Annotated in this window: 20 protein-coding genes and 1 pseudogene; 14 read left to right on the forward strand and 7 right to left on the reverse strand. The window is 59.7% G+C overall.

Annotated elements, in window-relative coordinates; genetic code table 11:
* Positions 1-24: 24 nt before the first annotated feature.
* Both tsf and rpsB read right to left on the reverse strand, forming a co-directional pair.
* Positions 25-888 carry a translation elongation factor Ts gene (gene tsf, locus CKW19_RS17220; RefSeq protein ID WP_095058921.1) on the reverse strand — a complete coding sequence of 288 codons (864 nt, stop codon included), beginning with the start codon at positions 886-888 and terminating at the stop codon, positions 25-27.
* A 189-nt stretch (positions 889-1,077) separates the two neighbouring features.
* Positions 1,078-1,815 (reverse strand): 30S ribosomal protein S2, encoded by a 738-nt coding sequence (rpsB, locus tag CKW19_RS17225; RefSeq protein WP_064393191.1) that lies wholly within the window; start codon positions 1,813-1,815, stop codon positions 1,078-1,080.
* A gap of 371 nt (positions 1,816-2,186) precedes the next feature.
* On the opposite strand from rpsB, the gene map reads away from it, so the two are divergent.
* The 3 genes from map to dapC all read left to right on the forward strand — a co-directional run bounded on the left by map (position 2,187) and on the right by dapC (position 7,086).
* Positions 2,187-2,969 carry a type I methionyl aminopeptidase gene (map, locus tag CKW19_RS17230; protein ID WP_095058922.1) on the forward strand — a complete coding sequence of 261 codons (783 nt, stop codon included), beginning with the start codon at positions 2,187-2,189 and terminating at the stop codon, positions 2,967-2,969.
* A 41-nt stretch (positions 2,970-3,010) separates the two neighbouring features.
* Positions 3,011-5,713 (forward strand): [protein-PII] uridylyltransferase, encoded by a 2,703-nt coding sequence (locus tag CKW19_RS17235; RefSeq protein ID WP_095058923.1) that lies wholly within the window; start codon positions 3,011-3,013, stop codon positions 5,711-5,713.
* A 170-nt stretch (positions 5,714-5,883) separates the two neighbouring features.
* Positions 5,884-7,086: a succinyldiaminopimelate transaminase gene (dapC, locus tag CKW19_RS17240; RefSeq protein ID WP_095058924.1), complete on the forward strand. Its 1,203-nt coding sequence runs from the start codon at positions 5,884-5,886 to the stop codon at positions 7,084-7,086.
* Between the two features lie 3 nt (positions 7,087-7,089).
* On the opposite strand, the gene CKW19_RS17245 is transcribed toward dapC, so the two are convergent.
* Positions 7,090-8,721 carry a Na+/H+ antiporter gene (locus tag CKW19_RS17245; protein WP_095058925.1) on the reverse strand — a complete coding sequence of 544 codons (1,632 nt, stop codon included), beginning with the start codon at positions 8,719-8,721 and terminating at the stop codon, positions 7,090-7,092.
* A gap of 271 nt (positions 8,722-8,992) precedes the next feature.
* Between CKW19_RS17245 and CKW19_RS17250 the strand changes: the two genes are divergently transcribed.
* The 4 genes from CKW19_RS17250 to CKW19_RS17265 all read left to right on the forward strand — a co-directional run bounded on the left by CKW19_RS17250 (position 8,993) and on the right by CKW19_RS17265 (position 12,173).
* Entirely contained in the window at positions 8,993-9,355 is a 363-nt protein-coding gene (locus CKW19_RS17250; RefSeq protein WP_095058926.1) for an ArsC family reductase, read from the forward strand.
* A gap of 29 nt (positions 9,356-9,384) precedes the next feature.
* A complete protein-coding gene (gene dapD, locus CKW19_RS17255; protein WP_095058927.1) occupies positions 9,385-10,419 on the forward strand; it encodes a 2,3,4,5-tetrahydropyridine-2,6-dicarboxylate N-succinyltransferase in 1,035 nt (344 codons plus the stop codon).
* 147 nt (positions 10,420-10,566) lie between these two features.
* Entirely contained in the window at positions 10,567-11,772 is a 1,206-nt protein-coding gene (locus tag CKW19_RS17260; RefSeq protein WP_095058928.1) for an aminotransferase class V-fold PLP-dependent enzyme, read from the forward strand.
* Positions 11,769-12,173, forward strand: coding sequence for a SufE family protein (locus CKW19_RS17265; protein WP_095058929.1), 405 nt, complete (start codon positions 11,769-11,771; stop codon positions 12,171-12,173). Before CKW19_RS17260 ends, CKW19_RS17265 begins: the two co-directional genes overlap by 4 nt.
* Positions 12,174-12,258: 85 nt before the next feature.
* Here the strand turns inward: CKW19_RS17265 and tcdA are convergent, their stop codons facing one another.
* Entirely contained in the window at positions 12,259-13,077 is an 819-nt protein-coding gene (tcdA, locus tag CKW19_RS17270; RefSeq protein WP_046041104.1) for a tRNA cyclic N6-threonylcarbamoyladenosine(37) synthase TcdA, read from the reverse strand.
* A gap of 264 nt (positions 13,078-13,341) precedes the next feature.
* Here tcdA and CKW19_RS17275 point away from each other — a divergent pair, with 264 nt between their 5' ends.
* The 4 genes from CKW19_RS17275 to CKW19_RS17290 all read left to right on the forward strand — a co-directional run bounded on the left by CKW19_RS17275 (position 13,342) and on the right by CKW19_RS17290 (position 18,536).
* A complete protein-coding gene (locus CKW19_RS17275) occupies positions 13,342-15,933 on the forward strand; it encodes a glycosyltransferase (RefSeq protein WP_095058930.1) in 2,592 nt (863 codons plus the stop codon).
* A 188-nt stretch (positions 15,934-16,121) separates the two neighbouring features.
* The gene (dapE, locus tag CKW19_RS17280) at positions 16,122-17,273 is read left to right on the forward strand and encodes a succinyl-diaminopimelate desuccinylase (protein ID WP_095058931.1); all 1,152 of its coding nucleotides are present in this window, start codon (positions 16,122-16,124) and stop codon (positions 17,271-17,273) included.
* Complete coding sequence (locus tag CKW19_RS17285) at positions 17,273-18,082, forward strand: putative RNA methyltransferase (RefSeq protein ID WP_095058932.1); 810 nt, start codon at positions 17,273-17,275, stop codon at positions 18,080-18,082. The genes dapE and CKW19_RS17285 overlap by 1 nt, the downstream gene beginning before the upstream one ends.
* Positions 18,083-18,158: 76 nt before the next feature.
* Positions 18,159-18,536, forward strand: coding sequence for a hypothetical protein (locus CKW19_RS17290; RefSeq protein ID WP_095058933.1), 378 nt, complete (start codon positions 18,159-18,161; stop codon positions 18,534-18,536).
* A gap of 110 nt (positions 18,537-18,646) precedes the next feature.
* On the opposite strand, the gene CKW19_RS17295 is transcribed toward CKW19_RS17290, so the two are convergent.
* Positions 18,647-18,856: a cold shock domain-containing protein gene (locus CKW19_RS17295; RefSeq protein ID WP_053159625.1), complete on the reverse strand. Its 210-nt coding sequence runs from the start codon at positions 18,854-18,856 to the stop codon at positions 18,647-18,649.
* Between the two features lie 237 nt (positions 18,857-19,093).
* Between CKW19_RS17295 and plsB the strand changes: the two genes are divergently transcribed.
* From plsB to CKW19_RS17310, 3 genes and pseudogenes are all read left to right on the forward strand, one after another.
* On the forward strand, positions 19,094-21,595 hold the full coding sequence (gene plsB, locus CKW19_RS17300) for a glycerol-3-phosphate 1-O-acyltransferase PlsB (RefSeq protein ID WP_095058934.1): 2,502 nt from the start codon (positions 19,094-19,096) through the stop codon (positions 21,593-21,595).
* 21 nt (positions 21,596-21,616) lie between these two features.
* Positions 21,617-21,775 (forward strand): annotated as a pseudogene (locus tag CKW19_RS17305) (YbaY family lipoprotein); the annotation flags it as partial.
* A gap of 13 nt (positions 21,776-21,788) precedes the next feature.
* Positions 21,789-22,478: a DUF4197 domain-containing protein gene (locus CKW19_RS17310; protein ID WP_095058935.1), complete on the forward strand. Its 690-nt coding sequence runs from the start codon at positions 21,789-21,791 to the stop codon at positions 22,476-22,478.
* A 109-nt stretch (positions 22,479-22,587) separates the two neighbouring features.
* Here CKW19_RS17310 and CKW19_RS17315 read toward each other — a convergent pair whose 3' ends face one another.
* Complete coding sequence (locus CKW19_RS17315; protein ID WP_095058936.1) at positions 22,588-23,934, reverse strand: Fic family protein; 1,347 nt, start codon at positions 23,932-23,934, stop codon at positions 22,588-22,590.
* A gap of 142 nt (positions 23,935-24,076) precedes the next feature.
* Positions 24,077-24,358, reverse strand: coding sequence for a DUF6124 family protein (locus CKW19_RS17320; RefSeq protein ID WP_095058937.1), 282 nt, complete (start codon positions 24,356-24,358; stop codon positions 24,077-24,079).
* Between the last annotated feature and the right edge of the window lie 1,256 nt (positions 24,359-25,614).

The following is a 25,614-nucleotide window of genomic DNA, read 5'->3' on the forward strand; positions in this document are numbered from 1 at the left end:
CAGGGCGACAGTTAAAAAACCGTCTTATTGCTTGGCAGCAGCCAGTTGAGCAGCAACTTCTTCAGCGAAGTTATCAACTGGTTTCTCGATGCCTTCGCCTACTTTGAAGTAGGTGAAGGATACGATTTCAGCGCCGGCTTTCTTGGCCAATGCACCCACGGTGATTTCCGGGTTCATGACGAAAGCTTGCTCAACCAGACTGGCTTCAGCCAGGAACTTGGTGATACGGCCAGCGATCATCTTCTCGACGATTTCAGCTGGCTTGCCTTTCATCTTGTCTTCGTTCAGCGACAGGAAAACGGCTTTCTCACGCTCGATGGCTTCTGGCGAAACCTGCGATGGCAGCAGGAACTCAGGGTTGCTTGCAGCCACGTGCATGGCGATCTCTTTGGCCAGCTGAACATCGCCGCCCTTGAGAACAACAGCAACACCGATCTTGTTACCGTGCAGGTAGGTGCCGACAACGTCGCCCTCTACGCGCACCAGGCGACGGATGTTGACGTTTTCGCCAACTTTGGCCACCAGGGCTTCACGAGCCGATTCCTGAGCGGCGATCAGCGGAGCTGCGTCGGTCAGTTTTTCGTCGAAAGCTTTTTCTACGCTGGCAGCAACGAAGTTTTTGAAGTCGTCTTGCAGGGCCAGGAAGTCGGTCTGCGAGTTGACTTCCAGCAGCACGGCTACCTTGTCGTCAGCCTTGATGGCGATAGCGCCTTCAGCGGCAACGTTGCCCGCCTTCTTGGCAGCCTTGATGGCGCCCGAAGCACGCATGTCATCAATGGCTTTCTCGATGTCGCCGCCGGCCTTGGTCAAGGCCTTTTTGCAATCCATCATGCCTTCGCCGGTACGCTCGCGCAGTTCTTTGACCAACGCTGCAGTAATCTCTGCCATTTCAAAATCCTCTTGGATAGGTTTTCAACCATTCCACCCGATCGAACGGGCGTTCAATTCTTCCCGAACCACCCTTGTTAGCTGCCGCACGTTACAAATAGAACAGTGGGCGCCGACAAATGGTTTTCGAGGTGGCAAAAAGGGGGCCAAGCCCCCTTTTTGCTTACTGAGTCAACGCCAAGGCGTCAATTACTCAGCTGCAGCCTGAGTTTCTTCAGCTGCGAACTCTACAGTGCCGCCGGAAACATTGTTGCGACCACGGATAACAGCGTCAGCCATCGAACCCATGTACAGCTGGATAGCGCGGATTGCGTCATCGTTGCCTGGGATGATGTAGTCAACGCCTTCCGGGCTGCTGTTGGTATCGACTACGCCGATAACCGGGATGCCCAGCTTGTTGGCTTCGGTGATCGCGATGCGCTCGTGATCAACGTCGATAACGAACAGAGCGTCTGGCAGACCGCCCATGTCCTTGATACCACCCAGGGAACGATCCAGCTTTTCCAGGTCACGGGAGCGCATCAGCGCTTCTTTCTTGGTCAGCTTGGCGAAAGTACCGTCTTCGGCTTGTACTTCAAGGTCACGCAGACGCTTGATGGAAGCACGGATGGTTTTGAAGTTGGTCAGCATGCCGCCCAACCAGCGGTGATCGACGTACGGCGAACCGCAACGTGCTGCTTCTTCAGCAACGATCTTGCCAGCGGAACGCTTGGTGCCGACGAACAGAATCTTGTTTTTGCCCTGGGCCAGACGCTCTACGAAAGTCAAAGCTTCGTTGAACATTGGCAGGGTTTTTTCAAGGTTGATGATGTGGATCTTGTTACGCGCGCCGAAAATGTATTTACCCATTTTCGGGTTCCAGTAACGGGTCTGGTGACCGAAGTGCACACCGGCCTTCAGCATATCGCGCATGTTGACTTGGGACATGATAGTTCCTTAATAAGTCGGGTTTGGCCTCCACGTATCCCAATGACCAACCAGCAGCTTCAGCTGAAGGCACCCAGGTCATCGTGTCGACACGTGTGTGGATTTAGGCTTTTCGGGGCATCCCCGGAAAGCGGCGCATTTTATATCATAAGACAGGGGAAAACGGAACCCGGATTCTGAAATCCCGGCAGGCGCTTTGCGCAGCCCCTTGGAATCAGCCAAGAATGCACCATTCTATAGAGAGAAGCGATGCACTCAGGCGCAGATTTGCGCTGATCGTCTGGTAGAATCGCATTTTTCAGGGCTGCGAAGTTCGATCGCGCAACGCCCTTTCCGTTTAAAAAGCGCCATTGAGCGCAGAGAGAGCCTGTATGACCGTCAACCTCAAAACCCCCGAGGACATCGCAAAAATGCGTGTCGCCGGCAAACTGGCCGCCGATGTGCTGGAAATGATTGCTGAATACGTCAAGCCCGGCATAACCACTGATCAGCTGAACCAGATCTGCCATGACTACATCGTCAACGAGCAGAAGGCCATCCCTGCCCCGCTCAACTACAAGGGCTACCCAAAGTCGATCTGCACGTCGATCAACCATGTGGTCTGCCACGGCATCCCGAACGACAAGCCGTTGAAGGATGGCGACACCCTGAACATCGACGTCACGGTCATCAAGGATGGCTACCACGGCGATACCAGCCGCATGTTCCACGTCGGCAGCGTGCCGGTCTGGGCCGAGCGCCTGTCCCAAGTGACCCAGGAATGCATGTACAAGGCGATTGAAATCGTCAAACCCGGCTGCCGCCTGGGTGACATCGGCGAAATCATTCAGAAGCACGCTGAAAAGAACGGTTTCTCGGTGGTTCGCGAATTCTGCGGCCATGGCATCGGCAAGGTGTTCCACGAAGAGCCGCAAATCCTGCATTACGGTCGTGCCGGCACCGGTATGGAGCTGAAAGCGGGCATGACCTTCACCATCGAACCGATGATCAACCAGGGCCGCGCCGACACCAAAGTGCTGGGCGACGGCTGGACCGCGATCACCAAGGACCGCAAGCTGTCGGCCCAATGGGAACACACCCTGCTGGTGACCGAAACCGGCTACGAGATCTTCACCCTGCGCAGCGATGACACCATCCCCCGCGTTTCGGCCTGATCCCGACACCGACTACAGCCTATAGAAAGGAAAGCCAATCGATGCCGCAGGTGGATCCCGAACTCTTCGACCGCGGCCAGTTCCAGGCCGAACTGGCCCTGAAGGCAAGCCCCATCGCTGCCTTCAAGAAGGCGATCCGCCAGGCCCGCGAAGTGCTCGACGCACGCTTTCGCAGCGGCCGGGATATTCGTCGGCTGATCGAGGATCGCGCCTGGTTCGTCGATAACATCCTGCAAAAGGCCTGGGATCAGTTCAACTGGAGCGAGGACGCCGACATTGCGCTGGTCGCGGTCGGCGGCTACGGTCGCGGTGAATTGCACCCTTATTCCGACATCGATTTGCTGATCCTGCTGGACAGCGCCGACCACGAAGTTTTCCGCGATTCCATCGAGCGTTTTCTGACGCTGTTGTGGGACATTGGTCTGGAAGTCGGCCAGAGCGTTCGCTCGGTCGATGAATGCGCCGTCGAGGCCCGTGCCGACCTGACAGTCGTCACCAACCTGATGGAAAGCCGCACCATCGCCGGCCCCGAACGCTTGCGCCAACGCATGCTGGATGTCACCAACACCGGCCACATGTGGCCAAGCAAGGACTTTTTCCTGGCCAAACGCGCCGAGCAGAAGGCCCGACACCACAAATACAACGACACCGAGTACAACCTGGAACCCAACGTCAAAGGCTCGCCCGGCGGACTGCGGGATATCCAGACGATTTTGTGGGTGGCCCGTCGCGAATACGGCACCTTGAACCTGCGCGCACTGGCTGGCGAAGGCTTTCTGGTCGAGAGCGAAAACGCTTTGCTGGCGTCCTCACAGGAGTTTCTGTGGAAGGTTCGTTACGCCCTGCACATGCTCGCCGGGCGCTCCGAAGACCGCCTGCTGTTCGATCACCAGCGCACCATCGCCGGGCTGCTGGGTTTTGTTGGCGATGACGCCAAGCAAGCCATCGAAAACTTCATGCAGCAGTATTACCGGGTGGTGATGAGCATTGCCCAGCTCAGCGACCTGATCATCCAGCACTTCGAGGAAGTCATCCTCGCGCCGGAAGACGAAGCGCCGCCACAGCCGATCAACGCACGGTTCCAGCTGCATGACGGTTATATCGAGGCGCGCAACGACAACGTGTTCCGCCGCACGCCGTTCGCCATGCTCGAAATTTTCGTGCTGATGGCCCAGCAGCCGGAAATCAAAGGCGTGCGCGCCGACACCATTCGCTTGCTGCGCGAGAACCGTCACCTGATCGATGACGACTTCCGCAATGACATACGCAACACCAGCCTGTTCATCGAACTGTTCAAATGCAAGTTCGGCATCCACCGCAACCTGCGTCGAATGAACCGTTACGGCATCCTCGGGCGTTATCTGCCGGAGTTCGGCTTTATTGTCGGGCAGATGCAACACGACCTGTTTCATATCTATACGGTCGATGCCCACACCCTGAACCTGATCAAACACCTGCGTAAGTTGCAGTACACCCAGGTGTCGGAAAAATTCCCGCTGGCCAGCAAAACCATGGGCAAGCTGCCCAAGCCCGAGCTGATTTACATGGCCGGCCTGTACCACGACATCGGCAAGGGACGGCACGGTGACCACTCGGACATCGGCGCAGTGGACGCCGAGGCCTTTTGCCAGCGTCATCAGCTACCCGCCTGGGACAGCCGTCTGATCGTGTGGCTGGTGCAAAACCACCTGATGATGTCGACCACCGCCCAGCGCAAGGACTTATCCGACCCGCAGGTGATTCACGATTTCGCGCAGATTGTCGGCGATGAAGTCCATCTCGATTACCTGTACGTGCTGACTGTCTCCGATATCAACGCCACCAACCCGACGCTGTGGAATTCCTGGCGCGCCAGCCTGTTGCGCCAGCTCTACACCGAGACCAAGCGTGCATTGCGTCGCGGCCTGGAAAACCCTGTGGACCGCGAAGAGCAGATCCGTCAGACCCAGAGCGCCGCCCTGGACATCCTGGTGCGCGGCGGTACCGATCCGGACGATGTCGAGCAGTTGTGGGCGCAGCTGGGCGATGATTATTTCTTGCGCCACACCGCCGGTGACGTCGCCTGGCACACGGATGCGATCCTCCAGCAGCCGACCGACGGCGGGCCACTGGTGCTGATCAAGGAAACCACCCAGCGCGAGTTCGAGGGTGGCACACAGATTTTCATTTACGCACCGGACCAGCACGACTTTTTCGCCGTGACCGTGGCCGCGATGGATCAGCTCAACCTGAACATTCACGACGCCCGGGTCATCACGTCCAGCAGCCAGTTCACACTCGACACCTACATCGTGCTCGACACCGACGGCGATTCGATTGGCGACAACCCGGCGCGGGTCAAACAGATCCGCGAGGGCCTGACTGAAGCCCTGCGCAACCCGGATGACTACCCGACGATCATCCAGCGCCGGGTTCCGCGCCAGCTCAAGCATTTCGCCTTTGCACCCCAAGTGACGATCCACAACGACGCCCAGCGCCCGGTGACGGTCCTCGAACTTACTGCTCCCGACCGCCCGGGGTTGTTGGCGCGCATTGGCACGATCTTCCTGGAGTTCGACCTGTCGCTGCAGAACGCCAAGATCGCCACCCTCGGCGAACGGGTGGAAGACGTGTTCTTCATCACCGACGCGCATAACCAGCCGCTGTCCGATCCATTGCTGTGCAGTCGTTTGCAGGATGCGATCGTCGAGCAGCTGAGCGTCAACCACGAACCCAATATCAAACTGTCGCGCATCAGCATCTGAATCAATCCGGGGGGCGAACCTGCCCTTTGTAGGAGCTGGCTTGCCAGCGAAGGAATCAAAAGCGCCACGTTTACCCGGTAAGCAAGCGTTTTCGTTGACGCCCATCGCTGGCAAGCCAGCTCCTACAGGAACCAGGGCTTGCCCGCTCCTACACCGAACGAGATACATCGATGAACAACGCTCTGTCCCAGCTCCAGCCCTACCCGTTCGAGAAACTCCGCGCCCTGCTCGGCAGCGTGACGCCGAGCCCGGACAAGCGCCCGATTGCGCTCTCCATCGGCGAGCCGAAACACCGTTCGCCAAGCTTCGTCGCCGAGGCCCTGGCCAGCAATCTGGAAAAAATGGCGGTGTACCCGACCACCCTCGGCATCCCGGAGCTGCGTGAATCTATTGCGGCTTGGTGCGAGCGTCGTTTCGGCGTGCCGAACGGCTGGATCGACCCGGCGCGTAATGTGCTACCGGTCAACGGCACCCGCGAGGCGCTGTTCGCCTTCACCCAGACCGTGGTCAACCGTGGCGACGACGCGTTGGTGGTCAGCCCGAACCCGTTCTATCAGATCTACGAAGGTGCGGCGTTTCTGGCCGGGGCCAAGCCGCATTACCTGCCATGCCTGGACGAAAACGGTTTCAACCCGGATTTCGATGCCGTTTCACCGGACATCTGGAAGCGCTGCCAAATTCTTTTCCTGTGTTCGCCAGGCAACCCGACCGGCGCCTTGATCCCGGTCGACACCCTGAAAAAGCTGATCGCCCTGGCCGACGAATACGACTTCGTGATTGCCGCCGATGAGTGCTACAGCGAATTGTATTTCGACGAACAAACCCCACCGCCGGGCCTGCTCAGCGCCTGTGTCGAGCTGGGCCGCAAGGACTTCAAGCGTTGCGTGGTGTTCCACAGTCTGTCCAAGCGTTCCAACCTGCCAGGCTTGCGTTCAGGTTTTGTCGCGGGCGATGCCGACATCCTCAAAGGCTTCCTGCTTTACCGCACCTACCACGGCTGCGCGATGCCGGTTCAGACTCAACTGGCCAGCGTTGCCGCGTGGAACGACGAAGTGCATGTACGCGCCAACCGTGCGCTGTATCGCGAGAAGTTTGACGCCGTGCTGGAAATCCTCAGCCCGGTGCTGGACGTACAGCGCCCGGATGGCAGCTTCTACCTGTGGCCGAACGTTGCCGGGGACGACGCTGCGTTCTGCCGCGATCTGTTCGAGCAAGAGCATGTGACGGTGGTGCCGGGCTCTTATCTGTCGCGGGATGTTGATGGTGTTAATCCAGGCGCCGGCCGCATTCGCATGGCGCTGGTTGCGCCGTTGGCGGAGTGTGTTGAGGCTGCCGAGCGCATCCGTTCGTTCATCCAGCGCCGCCAGGGCTGAGGCCTATTTTACCTGGCCCAGCTTGGCTTCACTCAGATCCAGCTCCGCCAACACCTCTCGCAACACGTCATCACCAATCTGGTGATGACGGCTGAGGCTGTACAACTCCAGCCGCTGTGCCTTCAATGCCTTCAACCGCAAGCGGCGCTCCAGCAAGTCCATCTGGAACGCCAACGCCTGTGCCTCTGCGGAATCGTTGAACACCTCCAGCTGATGGCGATATTCGGACATGATCCGCGCCTTCAGTTCGGCGGCCAATGCTGCCTCGGCCGCATCCTGGGCGCTGGCCTCTTCAACTTCCAGTGCATGAATAGCCGCTTCGGCGGTCTTGCGCCACGCCTCGCGCACTTCGTGGCGACGCTTGTTGTCCGGGCTGATATCGATACCGCGCAGCAACAGCGGCAAGGCGATACAGGCGGCGATCAGCGACAACAGGATCACGCCGGCGGCGATAAAGATCAGCAGGTCGCGCTCCGGAAATACTACCCCGCCCATCAGCAGCGGCACCGACATCACACCCGCCAGCGTCACCGCTCCGCGAACGCCGCCCACGGTCAGCAACCCGCAGGACCGCGCGGTCGGTACTTGCGTCATTTCGCCCTTGCCACGCAAGCGGCGCAGGAAAACCGACAACCGCCAGGTGCTCTGCACCCAAACGAACCGCAATAGCAGCAGCACCAGGAAGATGGCCACAACATCAAAACAGCGATACAACAGCGTCGGCCATAGCGACGTTTCATGACTGGCCACGGCCTTGATGATGTCCGGCAACTGCAAGCCCAACAGCAGAAAAATCAGACCGTTGAAAGCAAATTCCAGCAACGACCAGACGCTACGATTAAGCAGTCGGGTGCTGGTCTGACGCGGCAGGAGGTCGAGCCAGCTTTGCATCATCCCCGCCGCCACCGCCGACAGAATGCCCGATGCCCCAAGCCGTTCGGCCAGCACATACGCCGCAAACGGCAGCAACAACATGAAAACGACATGGGTGGCCGGATCCTCCCAACCGCGATTGATCATCCACGCCCGCAGACGGCCGACCAGCCAGCTCAAGGCCACGCCGACAGCCAACCCTCCGACGGCGACCAGCACGAACGTGAGGCTGGCATTGGCCAGGGAGAACACACCGGTGACAGCCGCTACCAGCGCAAACTTGAATGTCACCAGGCCTGAGGCGTCGTTCATCAGCGCTTCGCCCTGCAACATGTGCATCAATGGCATCGGCAGCCGATTGCGCGCAATGGCCGAGACCGCCACCGCGTCCGTCGGTGACAACACCGCCGCCAGCGCGAACGCCACGGGCAGCGGCACACTGGGCAACAACCAGTGAATGAAGTAACCGGCGCCGACCACCGTAAACAACACCAGCCCCACCGCCAGGGTCAGGATCGGCCCGCGCAAGCGCCAGAGTTCACGCTTGGGCATGCGCCAGCCATCGGAAAACAACAGCGGCGGCAGGAACAGAAACAGGAACAACTCGGGATCGAGCGCCACATGCAGCCCCAATGTCGGCCAGGCGAGCAACGCACCGGCGGCAATTTGGACCAGCGGCAACGGCAGCGGGATCACCCGTCCGATCAGGCGTGACAAGCCGACCAGCATCAGCAGGATCAGAACGGTGTAAGCGGTTTGCATAAAGCGCGGTTCCCGGACAAGCGACAGCATTGAAGTGCCATATTAGCCGCTTAGACTATCGGTGGCCCTTGCACCTATGTCGCACCTGCAAACACCCCAGCCCTGTAGGCGCCGAGCTTGCTTGCGATGGCGACAGGTCAGTCGACATAGGTTTCGACTGCGATGCCCTCATCGCGAGCAAGCTTGCTCCCACAGGTTTTGGGTTTTAACTGAAAGGCCATGGCATAATCCGTCACCTTTTATTTACAGCACCTGCAAAGGGGGCAATTCCTTGACCGTTTCAAGCAAAACGTTGCACCTTTTCGGCATCAAAGCCTGCGACACCATGAAAAAGGCGCGCACCTGGCTCGATGAACACGCAGTCAGCTACGACTTCCATGATTACAAAACGGTCGGAATCGATCGTGAACACCTGACCCAATGGTGCAACGAGCACGGCTGGGAAGTGGTGTTGAACCGTGCAGGCACGACCTTTCGCAAACTCGATGACGAACGCAAAGCCGATCTCGACCAGTCGAAAGCCATCGAACTGATGCTCGCACAACCCTCGATGATCAAGCGCCCGGTGCTCGATCTCGGTGACCGAACCCTGATTGGCTTCAAGCCAGATATCTACGCGGCCGCACTCCAGTAAGCAGCCCGTACCATTTTAGAGGTATCAACATGTCTACTACCCTGTTCAGCCTGGCCTTCGGCGTCGGCACTCAAAACCGTCAAGGCGCGTGGCTGGAAGTGTTCTACGCGCAGCCATTGCTCAACCCTTCGGCCGAACTGGTCGCTGCCATCGCGCCGGTTTTGGGCTACACCGACGGTAACCAGGCCATCGCGTTCAGCACTGCCCAGGCCTCGCAACTGGCTGAAGCGCTCAAAGGCGTCGACGCTGCCCAGGCAGCCCTGCTGACCCGTCTGGCCGAGAGCCACAAGCCGCTGGTCGCGACCCTGTTGGCTGAAGATGCCCAGCTGTCGTCCACCCCCGAGGCTTACCTCAAGCTGCACCTGCTGTCCCATCGTCTGGTCAAGCCACACGGCCTGAACCTGGCGGGCATTTTCCCGTTGCTGCCGAACGTGGCCTGGACCAGCCAGGGCGCCATCGACCTGAGCGAACTGGCCGAGCATCAACTGGAAGCGCGCCTGCGTGGCGAGCTGCTGGAAGTGTTCTCGGTGGACAAGTTCCCGAAAATGACCGACTACGTGGTTCCGGCCGGCGTACGTATCGCTGACGCGGCGCGCATTCGTCTGGGTGCTTACGTCGGTGAAGGCACCACCGTGATGCACGAAGGTTTCGTCAACTTCAACGCCGGCACCGAAGGCCCGGGCATGATCGAAGGTCGCGTATCGGCTGGCGTGTTCGTCGGCAAAGGTTCGGACCTGGGCGGCGGTTGCTCGACCATGGGCACCCTGTCGGGCGGCGGCAACATCGTGATCAAGGTCGGTGAAGGCTGCCTGATCGGCGCCAACGCCGGTATCGGTATTCCGTTGGGCGACCGCAACACCGTTGAGTCCGGTCTGTACGTCACCGCTGGCACCAAAGTGGCGCTGCTGGACGAGAACAACAAGCTGGTCAAAGTCGTGAAGGCCCGTGAACTGGCCGGTCAGCCTGACCTGTTGTTCCGTCGCAATTCGGAAACCGGCGCCGTGGAATGCAAAACCCACAAATCGGCCATCGAACTGAACGAAGCACTGCACGCTCACAACTAAGCCACACGACCACCCGCACCTCTGTAGGAGCGAGCTTGCTCGCGATGGACGTCAACGATAACGCGCGGCATCAGACAGCCCGTGTCGTCCACGCGTCCATCGCGAGCAAGCTCGCTCCTACAAAGGGCAGGCGTACAGGCGAACAACATGATGATTCTCTCCCCCTGGCGCGCCGATTTTCCGGCCATCGCCGCGCTGCAACGGCAAGGCCAGACCTATCTGGACAACGCCGCCACCACGCAAAAACCTCAAGCCCTACTGGATGCGCTGGCGCATTACTACGCCAACGGCGCGGCCAACGTGCATCGGGCGCAACACTTGCCCGGCGCCCATGCCACCCAGGCGTTCGAGGACAGCCGCCGCAAAGTCGCGCAATGGCTGAATGTTGGCGATAGCGGTCAGATCATCTTCACCCACGGCGCGACCTCCGCGCTGAATCTCCTGGCCTATGGCCTGGAACACCTATTCCATCCGGGCGATGAAATTGTCATCAGCGCCCTGGAGCATCACGCCAACCTGCTGCCATGGCAGCAACTGGCACACCGGCGCGACGTGAAACTGGTGATTCTGCCGCTGGATGCCAACGGCGTGATCGACCTTGAAGTAGCCGCAGGCTTGATCGGTCCGCGTACGCGCCTGTTGGCTGTCAGTCAGCTGTCCAACGTGATCGGTGCCTGGCAACCCTTGCCCGAGCTGTTGACGATGGCCAAGGCACATAACGCTTTGACCGTGATCGACGGCGCCCAAGGCGTGGTCCATGGCCGCCACGACGTGCAAGCGCTGGGCTGCGATTTCTATGTATTTTCCAGCCATAAACTCTACGGCCCCGATGGTCTGGGCGTGCTGTTCGGGCGCAATGACGCGCTGCAACAGCTGCGCCCCTGGCAGTTCGGTGGCGAGATGGTGCTGGACGCCAATTATCACGATGCACGCTTCCGCCCGGCGCCGCTGGGTTTCGAGGCCGGTACGCCGCCGATTGCCAGCGTGATCGGTCTGGGCGCAACCCTGGATTACCTCTCGGGACTCGACCAGAACGCCGTGTCCACTCACGAAGCCGCGTTGCATGACTGTCTGCTCAAAGGTCTTGCGGCCCGCAACGGCATCCGCCTGCTGGGCAAGCCGCAACTGGCGCTGGCCAGTTTTACCGTCGAGGGTGTGCATAACTCGGATCTGGCGCATTTGCTGACCGAACAAGGGATCGCGGTACGTGCCGGTCATCACTGCGCCATGCCGCTGCTCAAAAGCTTCGAACTGGCCGGGGCGATTCGCGTGTCGTTGGCGTTGTACAACGACTCCGAAGACCTGGAACGGTTCTTTAAAGCCCTGGACCAGGCGCTGGAGTTATTGCGATGAGCTTGCCTGCCGACGCCGTCAACGCGCTTGAAGTCTTTCAGGCAGCCGCTGGCTGGGAACAACGCGCACGACTGTTGATGCAGTGGGGCGAGCGCTTGCCAGCCTTGGATGATGCGCAAATGTCCGACGCCAACCGGGTGCACGGCTGTGAAAGCCAGGTGTGGCTGGTGGGTGAGTTGCGCGATGGCCATTGGCAGTTCCACGCCAACAGCGATGCGCGGTTGATTCGCGGATTGGTGGCGCTGTTGCTGGCGCGGGTCAACGGGTTGTCGGCGGCCGAGTTGCAGCAGGTGGACTTGGCGGATTGGTTCAATCAGTTGGGATTGGGGCGGCAGTTATCCGAGTCGCGCAGTAATGGCCTCAATGCGGTGCTTCAGCGAATGCGGGAAATATCCTTGTAGGAGCCGGCTTGCTGGCGATCCGCGCACCGCGGTGTATCAGGACTGCCGCCATCGCTGGCAAGCCAGCTCCTACAGGGGATACATTTTAAACCTGCGGCTTGACCCGCTCCGCCGGCCGCCGAACGCCCGCCACAATCTTATCCACAGCCTTGGTCGCTGCGACCATGCCGAACGTCGCCGTCACCATCATCACCGCGCCAAACCCACCGGCGCAGTCGAGCTTCACACCGTCCCCGACAAAACTCTTCTGCAAGCAAATGCTGCCATCCGGTTTCGGGTAGCGCAGTTGTTCGGTGGAAAACACGCACGGCACGCTGTAATGACGGGTCACGGTGCGGGAGAAGCCGTAATCACGGCGCAGCGTCGAGCGCACTTTCGAAGCCAGCGGGTCGTTGAACGTACGGTTCAAATCGCACACTTGAATCAGCGTCGGATCAATCTGCCCTCCCGCCCCGCCCGTGGTGATGATCTGGATCTTGCGGCGTTTGCACCAGGCGATCAGTGCCGCTTTCGCGTTGACGCTGTCGATGCAGTCAATCACGCAATCGATGTTCGGCGTGATGTACTCGGCCATGGTGTCGCGGGTGACGAAGTCCGGCACCGCATGCACCGTGCAATCCGGGTTGATACCGCGCAGACGCTCGGCCATCACCTCGACCTTGGGCTTGCCGACCGTACTGTCCAGCGCGTGCAGCTGACGGTTGGCGTTGCTGACACAGACGTCGTCGAGGTCGAACAGCGAAATCTCGCCCACGCCGCAACGGGCCATGGCTTCCGCCGCCCAGGAACCGACGCCGCCCACGCCGACGATGGCCACATGAGCGGCTTTCAAGCGCTCAAGGCCTTCGATGCCATACAAACGGGCGATGCCAGCAAACCGGGGATCTTCTGTACTCATGACCAACACCTCAAAAACCGGCGCGCATTATAGGGCCGTCAGCGGCCAAGAGCATCATTACGCTATGAACGGGCATCTACCACGAAAACTACATCGAACGAAGATTTGCCCTACACGCTCTAAAGAAAGAACTTAAATCGACTTGGATTGCCCAACGTCCGGCAATTCCCTGTCCGCTGTACGTTCAGAGAATGCCCGGTGTAGGATGCGCGCCCCTTGGCGACGGCCAACCGTTCCTCCGTTCCACAGTCTTTGGAACCCGAAATAACTATGTCATCGCGTAAATTTGGACTCAACCTGGTGGTGGTGCTCGCCATCGCTGCCTTGTTTACCGGCTTCTGGGCGCTGATCAATCGCCCGGTCACCGCCCCCAACTGGCCTGAACAGATCTCCGGATTCTCGTACTCGCCATTCCAGCAGGGGCAATTCCCACAAAAAGAACAGTACCCAACCGACGATCAAATGCGTCGCGACCTGGAGATCATGAGCAAGCTGACGGACAACATCCGTACTTACTCGGTCGACGGCACGCTGGAGAACATCCCCAAACTGGCGGAAGAGTTCGGCCTGCGGGTGACGCTGGGGATCTGGATCAGCCCGGATCAGGAACGCAACGAACGGGAAATCACCCGCGCCATCGAAATCGCCAATTCCTCGCGCAGCGTGGTTCGCGTAGTCGTAGGCAACGAGGCAATCTTCCGTAAGGAAATTACCGCCCAGGAACTCAGCGTCTTGCTGGACCGAGTTCGTGCCGCCGTGAAGGTGCCCGTGACCACGTCCGAGCAATGGCACGTCTGGGAAGAACACCCGGAACTGGCCAAGCACGTCGACCTGATCGCCGCGCACGTACTGCCGTACTGGGAATTCATCCCGATGGACAAGGCCGGGCAGTTCGTCCTCGACCGCGCCCGCGACCTGAAAAAAATGTTCCCGAAAAAACCGCTGCTGCTGTCCGAAGTGGGCTGGCCGAGCAACGGTCGCATGCGCGGTGGCGCCGATGCGTCGCCGGCAGACCAGGCAATCTACCTGCGCGCACTGGTCAACAAGCTCAACCGCCAGGGCTTCAACTACTTCGTGATCGAAGCGTTTGACCAGCCATGGAAAGTCAGTGACGAAGGTTCGGTGGGCGCGTATTGGGGCGTGTTCAACGCTGCGCGCCAGCAGAAATTCAACTTCGAAGGCCCGGTGGTGGCGATTCCGCAATGGCGCGTACTGGCCATCGGTTCGGTCGTGTTGGCATTACTGTCGCTGACCTTGCTGATGATCGACGGCTCGGCCCTGCGCCAGCGTGGCCGTACCTTCCTGACGTTCATCGCCTTCCTGTGTGGTTCGGTGCTGGTGTGGATCGGTTACGACTACAGCCAGCAATACAGCACCTGGTTCAGCCTCACGGTCGGCTTTTTGCTCGCCCTCGGTGCGCTCGGGGTGTTTATCGTGTTGCTGACCGAAGCCCACGAACTGGCCGAAGCCGTGTGGGTGCACAAGCGTCGTCGTGAGTTCCTGCCGGTGGTGGGCGATTCCACGTACCGCCCGAAAGTGTCGATCCACGTGCCTTGCTACAACGAGCCGCCGGAGATGGTCAAACAGACCCTCAACGCCCTGGCCAACCTCGACTATCCGGATTTCGAAGTCCTGATCATCGACAACAACACCAAGGACCCGGCCGTGTGGGAACCGGTGCGCGACTACTGCGAAACCCTCGGCCCGCGCTTCAAGTTCTTCCACGTCGCACCGCTCGCCGGTTTCAAGGGTGGCGCGCTGAACTACCTGATTCCGCACACCGCCAAGGACGCCGAAGTGATCGCGGTGATCGACTCGGACTACTGCGTGCACCCGAACTGGCTCAAGCACATGGTGCCGCACTTCGCCGACCCGAAAATCGCCGTGGTGCAGTCGCCGCAGGATTACCGCGACCAGAACGAAAGCACCTTCAAGAAGCTCTGCTACGCGGAATACAAAGGCTTCTTCCACATCGGCATGGTCACCCGCAACGACCGCGATGCGATCATCCAGCACGGCACCATGACCATGACCCGCCGTTCGGTGCTCGAAGAACTGGGCTGGGCCGACTGGTGCATCTGCGAAGACGCCGAACTGGGTCTGCGCGTGTTTGAAAAAGGCCTGTCGGCGGCGTACTACCACGACAGCTACGGCAAAGGCCTGATGCCCGATACCTTTATCGACTTCAAGAAGCAGCGTTTCCGCTGGGCCTACGGGGCGATTCAGATCATCAAGCGTCACACCGCCAGCCTGCTGCGCGGCAAGGACACCGAACTGACCCGCGGCCAGCGTTACCACTTCCTCGCGGGCTGGCTTCCATGGGTCGCGGACGGCATGAACATCTTCTTCACCGTCGGCGCCCTGCTGTGGTCGGCGGCCATGATCATCGTGCCGCAACGGGTCGATCCGCCGCTGCTGATCTTCGCAATCCCGCCGTTGGCGCTGTTCGTGTTCAAGGTCGGCAAGATCATCTTCCTGTACCGCCGCGCAGTGGGCGTGAACCTGAAAGATGCGTTCTGCGCGGCTCTGGCCGGGCTGGCGCTGTCGCACACCATCGCCAAAGCGGTGCTGTACGGTTTCTTCACCAGCAGCATTCCGTTCTTCCGCACACCGAAAAACGCCGATAACCACGGCTTCTGGGTGGCGATTTCGGAGGCCCGTGAAGAGATGTTCATCATGCTGCTGTTGTGGAGCGCCGCGCTGGGGATCTACCTGGTGAACGGCCTGCCGAGCAACGACATGCGCTTCTGGGTCACCATGTTGCTGGTGCAGTCGCTGCCGTACGTCGCGGCGCTGATCATGGCGTTCCTGTCTTCGCTGCCTAAACCGTCGGTCGAGACTGAAACGGCACCAGCGGTCTAAATCTTTGCCGATGCACTAAACGGCGGCCAATGGTCGCCGTTTTGCTTTAAGATAACCGCCATTTTGCGCGCGCCACCCCAACACTGTAGGAGCTGGCTTGCCAGCGATCAAAACCACGCGGTTCGCCTGATACACCGCTATCGCCGGCAAGCCGGCTCCTACAAAATGCCTTGCACCGGAGTTTTCCCATGACGGCCTACGCCGACCTTTCGCCGACCCTCCAACTCGCCATCGACCTGATCCGCCGTCCGTCCGTGACGCCGATCGACGCCGATTGCCAGAAGCAGATGATGCAGCGCCTGGGCGATGCCGGTTTCACACTGGAGCCGATGCGCATCGAAGATGTGGATAACTTCTGGGCGACCCACGGCAAACACGACGGCCCGGTGCTGTGCTTCGCCGGTCACACCGACGTGGTCCCGACCGGTCCGGTCGCCGCCTGGCAGATCGAGCCGTTCAACGCGCTGATTGACGAGCACGGCATGCTCTGTGGTCGTGGCGCCGCCGACATGAAAGGCAGCCTCGCCTCCATGACCGTCGCCGCCGAACGCTTCGTCGCTGACTACCCGGATCACAAGGGCAAGGTCGCGTTCCTGATCACCAGTGACGAAGAAGGTCCGGCGCATCACGGGACCAAGGCTGTGGTTGAGCGCCTCGTCGCGCGCAAGGAACGTCTGGACTGGTGCATCGTCGGCGAACCGTCGAGCACCACGCTGGTGGGTGACGTGGTCAAGAACGGCCGTCGCGGCTCCCTCGGCGCCAAGCTGACCGTCAAAGGTGTGCAAGGTCATGTGGCCTACCCGCACCTGGCCAAGAACCCGATCCACCTCGCCGCCCCGGCCCTGGCCGAATTGGCCGCCGAGCATTGGGACCACGGCAACGATTTCTTCCCGCCGACCAGCTTCCAGATTTCCAACGTGAACTCCGGCACTGGCGCGACCAACGTCATCCCCGGTGACCTGGTGGCGGTGTTCAACTTCCGTTTCTCCACCGAGTCCACCGTCGAAGGCCTGCAAAAGCGCGTCGCCGACATCCTCGACAAGCATGGCCTGGACTGGCACGTCGATTGGGCGTTGTCCGGCCTGCCGTTCCTCACCGAGCCGGGCGCATTGCTCGATGCGGTGTCGTCGAGCATCAAGGACATCACAGGCCGCGAAACCAAGGCGTCCACCAGCGGTGGCACGTCCGACGGCCGCTTCATTGCGACCATGGGCACGCAAGTGGTTGAGCTGGGGCCGGTCAACGCGACCATCCACCAGGTCAACGAGCGCGTGCTGGCCGCTGACCTCGATGTGCTGACCGAAATCTACTACCAGACCCTGATCAAGTTGCTCGCCTGATGCTTTCTTGCCCAATCTGCAGCGAGCCGCTCAATGCGGTGGACAACGGCGTGGTGTGCCCCGCCGGGCATCGCTTCGACCGTGCACGTCAGGGTTACCTGAACCTGTTGCCGGTGCAGCACAAGAACAGCCGTGACCCTGGGGATAACCAGGCGATGGTCGAGGCTCGCCGTGACTTCTTGAACGCCGGCCACTATGCGCCGGTGGCCAAGCGTCTGGCGGAGCTGGCCGCTGATTACGCGCCGCAGCGTTGGCTCGACATCGGTTGTGGCGAGGGTTACTACACCGCGCAAATCGCCGAAGCCCTGCCAAATGCCGAAGGCTATGCGCTGGACATCTCCCGGGAAGCGGTCAAACGCGCCTGCAAACGCAACCCGCAACTGACCTGGTTGATCGCCAGCATGGCGCGGGTGCCGTTGGCTTCGGGCAGTTGCCAGTTCCTGGCCAGCGTGTTCAGCCCTCTGGATTGGGCAGAAGCCAAACGCCTGCTCAGCCCTGGCGGCGGCCTGATGAAAGTCGGCCCGACCAGCGGCCACCTGATGGAATTGCGCGAACGGCTGTACGACGAAGTCCGCGAGTACATTGACGATAAGCATCTGGACTTGGTGCCGGAAGGCATGACGCTCGCCCACAGCGAAACCCTGGAATTCAAGCTGACGCTGGTCAGCGGTCAAGACCGGGCGAACCTGTTGGCGATGACACCCCACGGCTGGCGTGCCAGCGCCGAGCGCCGGGCAGCGGTTATCGAACAGGCCGAGCCGTTCGAGACCACCGTGTCGATGCGCTACGATTACTTCGTTCTTCAATAACTTTTTGGTTCCGGGCGAGTGCCCGAGACCGGCTAAATCCGCGAATGGATTTTTCAGACACGCAGTGAGGACATCCATGCGCCAACCCGATATCGAGATTTACCTCAAAGACGCCGACGTCGACCACAAGGCCATCTCGGCCTGGCTGGGCGCGGCATTGGGCCCATGCACCGACTGGGTGCAAAAGGGCCAGACCTACAAGTGCAAGGCCGGCAACGTGCCGGTGACCTGGTTACCCAAAGCCGTAGGCAAATGGAACAGCCTGTACCTGGAAAGTGACCAGACGCCGTGGGAAGACGACATCGCCTGCGCCCGCGCCGCATTTGCCGCGCTGAACGTCGAAGTGCGTTGCGCACCGGGTACGTGGGTCGAGGAAGAAGGCGAAGAAACGGCGGATCGCTGGATTCGCATCAGCGTCGACGGTGAAGAAGAGATCACCTGGAAAACCGCCTGACATTGCTGGATGTAACGTGAACCTGTAGGAGCCGGCTTGCTGGCGATCCATGCACCTCGGTGCATCAGGATTGTCGCCTTCGCTGGCAAGCCAGCTCCTACAGGACCGTATTACAGACCTACCACATCCTCAGCCTGTAACCCCTTCTGCCCTTCCACCACCGCATATTCGACCTGCTGCCCTTCAGCCAGCGAGCGGTGTCCTTCGCCGCGAATCGCGCGGTAATGCACGAACACATCCACCCCGTCTTCGCGCTGAATAAAGCCATAACCCTTGGCGTCGTTGAACCACTTCACGTTGCCGGTTTCACGTGTTGCCATTTGTTCATACTCCCTTTTTATTATTGGTCGGGCTTTTCGCAGGAAAGCCTCGGGAACGTCAATCTGCACCCGGCGTCCCCTTGAAGGGCTCCGGCAACAGACGGCCGAGTATATGACAGGTAACAAAACTCTCAACTCAAGATTACTTCGCCGCTTTTTTGCCGATTTTCGATGAATCCGGCACACTATCGGCCTCCCGAGCAAACGCTCGGTTTTATTCACTCATGCAGAAGCCGTATGACCCGCTCCCCGTTCCGCCGTCTTGTGTTTGGCACCCTGCGCCGACTGTTGTATCTCTGGGTTCGCTCCGAGACGATCAACCAGTCGTCGTTCACCCTCAACCTCGACCGCAGTCGTCCGGTGTTCTACGTCCTGCAAAACCCTTCGCTGACCGATCTCGCCGTGGTCGATACCGAGTGCAGCAAGGCCGGCCTGCCGCGCCCGGTGCTGCCGGTCTCGGTGGGCAATCTGCTGGAACCTGCCGCGTTCTTCTACCTGACGCCGGAACCGGACTGGCTCGGCCGCCAGGACAAGCGCGGTGCGCCGCCTACCTTGACCCGCTTGGTCAGCGCCCTAAGCCAGAACGCCGCTGAGGATGCGCAGATCATTCCGGTCAGCGTGTTTTGGGGCCAGTCGCCGGACAGCGAAAACAGCCCATGGAAATTGTTGTTCGCCGACAGCTGGGCCGTCACCGGTCGTTTGCGCCGACTACTGAGCGTCATCGTGCTGGGACGCAAGACCCGCGTTCAATTCTCCGCGCCGATCCACCTGCGCGAGCTGATCGATCACAACAAGGGCCACGAACGCACCGTGCGCATGGCCCAGCGCATCCTGCGGGTGCACTTCCGCAACCTCAAGGCGGCAGTGATCGGCCCGGACATTTCCCACCGGCGCAATCTGGTCAAAGGCTTGCTCAACCAGCCGATGGTCAAGCAAGCGATCCTCGACGAAGCCGAGCGCGAGAACATCTCGCCGGAGAAAGCCAAGGCTCAAGCGCTGCGCTACGGCAACGAAATCGCCTCGGACTACACCTACACTGCGATCCGTTTTATGGAAGTGGTGCTGAGCTGGTTCTGGAACAAGATTTACGACGGCGTCAAGGTCAACCACATCGAGGGCGTGCAGAAGGTTGCCCAGGGTCACGAAGTGATCTACGTGCCGTGCCACCGCAGCCACATCGACTACCTGCTGCTCTCCTATCTGCTGTTTCGCAACGGACTGACCCCGCCGCACATTGCCGCGGGCATCAACCTCAACATGCCGGTGATCGGCGGTCTGCTGCGTCGCGGCGGCGCCTTTTTCATGCGCCGCACGTTCAAGGGCAATCCCCTGTACACCTCGGTGTTCAACGAATATCTGCACACCCTGTTCACCAAGGGCTTCCCGGTGGAGTACTTCGTCGAGGGTGGCCGCTCGCGCACCGGGCGCATGCTGCAACCGAAAACCGGGATGCTGGCGATCACCCTGCGCAGTTTCCTGCGCTCGTCGCGCATGCCCATCGTCTTCGTACCGGTGTACATCGGTTACGAGCGCGTGCTGGAAGGCCGGACCTACCTCGGCGAACTGCGCGGCGCGGCCAAGAAGAAAGAGTCGATCTTCGATATTTTCAAAGTCATCGGCGCGCTCAAGCAGCGCTTCGGCCAAGTGGCGGTGAACTTCGGTGAGCCGATCAAACTGGCGGAATTCCTCGACGGCGAACAGCCGGACTGGCGCAAACAGGAACTCGGACCGCAGTTCAGACCGGCCTGGCTCAACGAAACCACCAACCGCCTCGGCGAGAAAGTCGCCCGGCATCTGAACGAAGCGGCGGCGATCAACCCGGTCAACCTGGTGGCACTGGCGCTGCTGTCGACCACCCGACTCGCGCTGGACGACCGGGCGATGGCGCGGGTGCTGGATCTGTACCTGGCGCTGCTGCGCAAGGTCCCGTATTCGCCGCACACCACCCTGCCGAAAGGTGACGGTCGAGCGTTGATTGACCATGTAAAAGATATGGACCTGCTGTCCGAGCAGAGCGATGCCTTGGGCAAGATCCTGTATCTGGACGAACAGAACGCCGTCCTGATGACCTACTACCGCAACAACGTCCTGCACATCTTCGCGCTGCCGGCACTGTTGGCGAGTTTCTTCCAAAGCGCCTCACGCATGAGTCGCGAACAGATCCTGCGCTACACCCGCGCACTGTATCCGTACCTGCAATCGGAACTGTTCATTCGCTGGTCGATGGACGAACTGGACGCCGTGATCGATCAATGGCTGGAGGCCTTCGTCGAGCAAGGCCTGCTGCGTTTCGAAAACGACGTGTACCTGCGTCCGGCGCCGAGCTCGCGGCATTTCGTGCTGCTGACCTTGCTGTCAAAAAGCATCGCCCAGACGTTGCAGCGCTTCTACATGACCGTGTCCCTGCTGCTCAACAGCGGTCAGAACAGCATCAGCGCCGAAGAACTGGAAGACTTGTGCACGGTCATGGCCCAGCGCCTGTCGATCCTCCATGGCCTGAACGCCCCGGAGTTTTTCGACAAGAGCCTGTTCCGCCACTTCATCCAGACCCTGCTCGACCTCGACGTGCTCAAGCGCGATGAAGCGGGCAAGCTGAGCTATCACGAACTGCTCGGTGAACTGGCAGAAGGCGCAGCCAAACGGGTATTGCCGGCGGATATTCGTCTGTCGATCCGTCAGGTGGCGGTGCATCGCAGTGAAGATGCGGCGGATCAGATCGCGCCCCCACCACAAGCCTGATGCAAAAACTGAGGGAGCGAGCCTGCGATCGTGCTCGATGAACAGAAAGGCCCGGTCAAAGGCCAGGTGCCCCTGCCATTCCATCTGAGTTACGATCCGGCCCAGGACAAGCCGGGTCATCGCTACTCTGTCAGCGCGCGTATTGAAGTCGACGGCAGTCCGCTAAATTCATCCTTCGAACAAGGAAACTCTCATGCTCCGCCCTACCCTTCGCTTTGCCGGCCTGTGCGCAGGCTTGATGATCAGTGCCAACGCCATGGCATTGGCACTGACCGACCTGTCACAGAAAGACGCCACCGGCGGACTCAAGGACGCCCTGACCCAAGGCGCGCAGCTGGCTGTTAAACAACTGGGTGCACCAGGTGGTTTCAGCAACAACCCGGATGTAAAAATCGAACTGCCGGGCAAGTTGGGCAAAGTCGCCAGCAAAATGAAACAGTTCGGCATGGGTGATCAGGTCGATGAGCTGGAAGCCAGCATGAACAAAGCGGCGGAAACCGCCGTGATCCAGGCCCAGCCGATCCTCGTGGACGCCGTGAAGAAAATGACCGTGGAAGATGCCAAGGGCCTCCTCAGCGGCGGCAACGATTCGGCCACCCAGTACCTGAACAAGACCAGCCGCGAACAGATCCGCGCCAAATTCCTGCCCATCGTCAAACAAGCCACCGACCAGGTGGGTCTCGTCCAGCAGTACAACTCGTTCGCAGGGCAAGCGGCGACCATGGGCGTGGTAGATGCGAAGAGCGCCAACGTCGAAAACTACGTCACCGAGCAGGCGTTGAATGGCTTGTTTGAAATGATAGGCAAACAGGAAGAAACCATCCGCCAGAACCCGGCGGCTGCGGCGACCAGTTTGGCGAAGAAGGTGTTTGGTACGCTCTAAACACGCCCCCATGTAGGAGCGAGCTTGCTCGCGATGAGGCCTCATGCGTCAGCATTGATGTTGGCTCATGTATGTACCGCAATCGCGAGCAGGCTCGCTCCTACAGGCATCAGGTTGCCTGCTGCGGACGTAAAAAGAACACCCATTCGCGCCCCATCTTGCGCCTCTCGAACAACTTCAACGCGACCAGCCCATTCAGGGTGGCCGACGCCATGCGGTAAGAACAGCCAAGATTCTCGCTCGCATTGACCGCCGTGAACTCCTTGGCCATTCCGCTCCTGGCCACTTGAAACAACGTCCGCTGTTTCTCGGTGAGCCGGTCGAGAAAACCACTGTCCCGCAACCAGCAGTCAAACTGCTGCGCATCGTCGAGACTTTTCCGATACGCCTCGGTAAAACTGCCCACAGCCCGCAGCACCACCGAACACTGGAACTCGATGAAATAGGTCAGGTCCAGGTCATCCGCTTCGGTATTCAAATACGATCGTCCGTACTTCAACGGCGCATTGCGCAACAGAACACTGATGGCGATGTAGCGGAACGCCGAAAAGTCATTCTTGAACATGAACCAGTAAAACAACGCCCGCGCCACCCGACCATTGCCGTCGCGAAAAGGATGCTCGTAACCCAGGACAAAATGCAGCGCGATGGCTTTGATCAACGGATGAAGGTAGTCCGCTTGATGGGGGTTGTTGTGGGACTGGTTCATCCACTTCGCCAGCGCCTGCAAACGTGACACGAGCCCTGCCGCAGGTGGCGGTGAATGCACGGTGTTGCCCTCGCCATCCTGGACCACGACATCATCGTTGCTCCTGAAGGCGCCAGGCGAGTACTGCGAATCATCGATACCCTCGACACCCACTCGGTGCAGGGTTGCGATCAGCTCAACGCTCAGCGGCTCGTAACGCTGCTCCCAGGCAACGTTCATCATCTTGAAGTTGCCGATGACCATTCGCTCATCCGGCGTACGCGGCAAACGATGGCGCTTAAGCATGTCCTTGGCCACCCGCGTCGTTGTGGCTGCGCCTTCGAGCTGGCTGCTGCTGATGGCCTCGTCTTCGATCAGGTCATTGAGCCAATAACTGAAATGCGCGCGCTCGCCGATCTGGCCGGTCATGTATTCCAATACTTCGGTGGTGGCCTGACGATCCACTGCGGAAATAGCTTTTTGCGCCAACGGCGTCAGCAGCAATTGCAGCCAGCGCGCCGGCTCACCCAGTGGCAACAGTCTCGAATACTGTGCAGCTCGCGCTTTCTTGACCAAGGCCCAGCACAACGTCGAATCCAGACCCGGCGCCCAGCGATGACGCAAAGCATCAAAAGGCAGATAACGCCCTTGAGCGTCCAGTGGCTTGAGCAAAGCCAGGTAGTCCGAAAGTCGTTCCTTGTGGGGCGAGCGCAACAGCCGATCGAACACCGGATCGGACCGGCCCATCAAGGTGGGTGGAGTTTTCATGGAGCTGTCTCAAACGGGCGTAAAACTGGGCTCTGAGTACAACACCTGAGCTTTTCAGCCTCAATATCAGACCGGTCCGAGATCAATGTAGGAACAAAGAATGCCCGCTGGCCGGTCCAGGTTCAGCGGGCTTTTTGTGGTGCTACTGCTTTGCTTCCAATTGGTCCAACACGCCGTTCACCGACAACTGCGCCAGGACAATCATCTGCTGAATGCCGAGTGCCAGATTGCACGTCGGGCCATTCAGGAAGGACGACAGCTCAGTTGCCATCACATTTGCCGAGGCGAGGGTTTCGTAGGCATGGACAAGGAGGGTTTCAGAATCGACGCCTGAGCGGATGGTGAAGATTGGGCAGGGGCGGTGGACGGTTTTTGCGGGTTGTTCGGAATTGGTTTCTGGGGGGTTGGGGCTGTGTTTGATCATTGTAAAGCTCCTGAAGTAATGGAGCGGCCACTGATCGCTGCGAAACGAAAATTAGGTGGCAGCTGTACGCAGGTTCGCAGACCGGGACTTCAGGCACCCGGCATACCCGAAGGTATCCCGCGCACAACCGCCATAACACAGGCATAAAAAAGCGCCCGCTTTCGGATGGTGGACGCTGTGCGTCTGAAGTTTAACCGGGCTGCGAAACCCAGTCGCTGCTTTTTGCAGCGACGATCAAAGGCTAGAGATCGCACTTCCGACGGGCAACCTGAAAATCTTGTGGGAAGGGTCTGATTGTTTGACTTGGCGATAAACACTTTTGACTGATAAGCCGCCATCGCGAGCAAGCTTGCTCCTACGGGGATGCGCGGTGTACATGCGATTCTGGCCACACCACAAAAACCTGTAGGAGCGAGCCTGCTCGCGATGGTCGTTAACGATGACGCAGGCTGACTGACGGAGCGCGTTGCTCTTACGTTTTTCGCGAGCAGGCTCGCTCCTACAGACGAGCAAAGGCAGAGCAGCGTACCCACCACCACTCAACAGGCCGAGCGTTAGCTCGCCTGAAGCTTTTGATCTTGATCCACCCGCCCCCTCGAGAGGCCGAGAGGAGGTTCTGCGTAGTGGGTCACAGCTAGAGATCGTGATTCTGACGGGCAAGCTGAAAGTCTTGTGGGAAGGGTCTGAATGTTTGATCTGGATCGACGAACATCGTTGACTGTCAGGCCGCCATCGCGAGCAAGCTTGCTCCTACGGGGATGCGCGGTGTACATGCGATTCTGGCCACACCACAAAAACCTGTAGGAACGCGTTGCTCTTACATTTTTCGCGAGCAGGCTCGCTCCTACAGAAGAGCAAAGCAGAGCAGCGTACACCAAGCTCTTCACCACTCATCAGGCCGAGCGTTAGCTCGCCTGCAGCTTTTGATCCTGATCCACCCGCCCCCTCGAGAGGCCGAGAGGAGGTTCTGCGTAGTGGGCAACCCGGCATGGATGCCGGGTTAGCCGCCCCCGGCCATGGATGGCCGATGGCGGCGGGCCCACGGAGCAGGACCGGAGCGAGGGGATGCCGAGCCTGGGCGAGGCACCGAACGTCAGGGGCGAGACCTTTTGGTTCCTTTTGGGGCGTTCCCTCCGTGTCAGGCTACCTGTCACCCTTGTTGATTGACTCATTCATTCAAGAGGGCGAAGGTGCATAACAATGTCCAATCTAGGCAAACGCTACGACGACGACTTCAAAGATTGGGTCGTCTTGCA

Source organism: Pseudomonas sp. Irchel s3f7 (assembly GCF_900187615.1).
Lineage (GTDB): Bacteria > Pseudomonadota > Gammaproteobacteria > Pseudomonadales > Pseudomonadaceae > Aquipseudomonas.